Raw genomic sequence first — 2215 nt, 5'->3', positions numbered from 1 at the left:
CAGGCAAGGTCCACCCCAATGGGAGATGGGGAGTCGCTGGCCCAGTTCGCCGCCACCGGTGCAACCCTGGTGCTGCACCTGGCGATCACCCGGACCCGGGCGCTGATGGCCGAGCTCGAACCGGTCGTCGGGGGAGACTGCCCGGTAGTGATCGTGTACCGGGCCAGCCAGCCGGAGGAGCTGGTGCTGCGCGGAACCGTCGACGCCATCGCCAATCAGGTAGAGGCGGCCGGGCTGCGTCAGGCGGCTGTCATCCTCATCGGACACGCGCTGGCTGAGGCGCCTGCCCGCGCAGGAGGGGAGTCGTACCTGTACAGCCGCGAGCGGGACAGGCTGACGAAGCGACCCTCGTAGAACATGGTCGTTGCGTGACGCCTCCCTACGGGTTCAGAGGCGCAGGCTCCACTGCGTCACGGTCCGCAGGGGCGTCCAGCCGGTGAACGTGCCGACTGGGTGCGTCGTCTCGACGGCGAGGCGGGTGAGCTCGCCGCCGTGCGTCCGGTAGGCCTCGGCGAGGAGCGACTCCGTCTCGAGCGTCACACCGTGCAAGACGAGGCGTCCGCCCGGACGCAGCGCAGCCAGGCACGCGTCGAGGACGCCGGGGTGCGTGGCTCCGCCGCCGATGAAGATCGCGTGCGGAGGCTCGAGACCTGCGAGCGCGTCAGGGGCGCGACCCTCCACCACACGGAGGTCGGGCACGCCGAGCCGCGTCGCGTTGCGTGCCACTCGGGCGGCGCGCACGGGATCTGCCTCCACCGCGGTCGTGCGGCAGGTGGGGTGGGCGCGCATCCACTCGATGCCGATCGAGCCGGCACCTGCGCCGACGTCCCACAGGTGCTGACCGGGCGCGGGGGAGAGACGGGCCAGGGCCGAGGCCCGAAGGTCGCGCTTGGTGAGCTGCCCGTCGTTCTCGAAAGCTTCGTCGGGCAAGCCGGCCACCCACGACGAGCGCCACGCCGAGGCGCCCGCGGGGATCTCGATCGCCAGGACATGCAGCGGCGGGACGGTGTCGGCGGCCGTCGCAGCCCACTCCTGGGCGGTCTTCGTGGACCGCGACTCGGTGTCGGTCCCGAGGTTCCCGAGCAGGGTGATGACAGCGTCAGGATGGCCCGTCTCGGTCAGCAGCCGGCCCACGATCGAAGCTGAGTGCGACCCGGACGTCAGGACCAGGATCCGTCGCCCCGGAGCGACCTCGCGCAGCACCCGTGCCTCGTGTCGTCCGACCAGCGTCACGACGACTGACTCCTCGGCTGACCAGCGCATACGTGCGCGTGCCAGGGCCACGGAGGAGATCGAAGGGAGGACGTGGACGGCCTCGGCGCCAAGAGTGCGTACCAGCGTCGTCCCGATGCCCGAGAGCATCGGGTCGCCGGAGGCCAGCGCGACCACCTGGCGTCCGCGCAGCTCCGCCATCAGGGCGGGCAGCGCAGGGCCCAGGGGAGCGGGCCATGGACGCCGTTCCTGACCTGCCACGGGAGCCACGAGCTCAAGATGGCGTCGGCCGCCGAGGACCACGTCCGCCTCCCGAAGGAGAGTCTCGGCAGCCGGCTGGAGCGACCCGTCGGCCCCGACTCCGACCACGGTCACGAGGTGTCCACGGGGAGGGGCCGTCACGTCATCCACGAGTCGGGAGGCTATCGTCAGCCCAACACGTGAGGTGCCCCCGCGCCCCAACCATCGGAAACGGTGGGGACGAGCAACGGGGAGAATCTGGGAAGCCGGTGAGAGTCCGGCACAGGCCCGCTGCGGTGAGTCGAGCACTCCGTCAGGAGTGACTCGGCAAGTCCGAAGACCGGCCTCGCGTGAGCCAATCCATGGCCTACGAGCGGGAGCCTCAACGTGCCACTGAAGTACCCATTTTCTGCCGTCGTCGGCTGCGAGTACGACCCCACGACCGCCTCCGGTCTCGACGACATGGGCCTCGCCCTCGTGCTGACCTCGATCAGTCCCGAGATCGGCGGCGTCCTCGTCCTGGATCGACGTCCGCGACGGCGACCGGTTCTCCGCCGACCCGCACGACCCGTCGGCGACCTCGCCTGACCTCCTCGCCAGCCCCGGTGCGGTCGTGAGCCGTCCGGTCCGTCTGGTGGAGCTGCCGGTCGGCGCCACGGAGGACCGGGTGCTCGGCTCGCTCAACCTCGAGAAGGCGCTCACTGCCGGCGCCGTCGAGTTCGAGCCCGGGCTCCTGGCTCGCGCCCACCGCGGCGTCCTGTAC

The 2215-nt window shown here is 71.2% G+C and carries 2 protein-coding genes, 2 pseudogenes and 1 riboswitch; of the genes and pseudogenes, 3 read left to right on the top strand and 1 reads right to left on the bottom strand.

Annotation, left to right across the window (positions count from 1 at the left end):
- A pseudogene (locus Q0L15_RS06800) lies at window positions 1-354 on the top strand (precorrin-4 C(11)-methyltransferase); the annotation flags it as partial.
- A 33-nt stretch (window positions 355-387) separates the two neighbouring features.
- Here Q0L15_RS06800 and cbiE read toward each other — a convergent pair.
- Window positions 388-1581: a precorrin-6y C5,15-methyltransferase (decarboxylating) subunit CbiE gene (gene cbiE / locus Q0L15_RS06795; protein WP_296603161.1), complete on the bottom strand. Its 1194-nt coding sequence runs from the start codon at window positions 1579-1581 to the stop codon at window positions 388-390.
- 91 nt (window positions 1582-1672) lie between these two features.
- A riboswitch (cobalamin riboswitch) is annotated at window positions 1673-1816 on the top strand.
- A gap of 23 nt (window positions 1817-1839) precedes the next feature.
- Here cbiE and Q0L15_RS06790 point away from each other — a divergent pair.
- Both Q0L15_RS06790 and Q0L15_RS06785 read left to right on the top strand, forming a co-directional pair.
- A complete protein-coding gene (locus tag Q0L15_RS06790; RefSeq protein ID WP_296603156.1) occupies window positions 1840-2040 on the top strand; it encodes a hypothetical protein in 201 nt (66 codons plus the stop codon).
- A gap of 31 nt (window positions 2041-2071) precedes the next feature.
- Window positions 2072-2215, top strand: a pseudogene (locus Q0L15_RS06785) (magnesium chelatase ATPase subunit I); the annotation flags it as partial.

Source organism: Nocardioides sp. (assembly GCF_024509035.1).
Lineage (GTDB): Bacteria > Actinomycetota > Actinomycetes > Propionibacteriales > Nocardioidaceae > Nocardioides.
The sequence above is the reverse complement of the archived record's forward strand: the minus strand, read 5'-3'. Positions and strand labels throughout refer to the sequence as shown.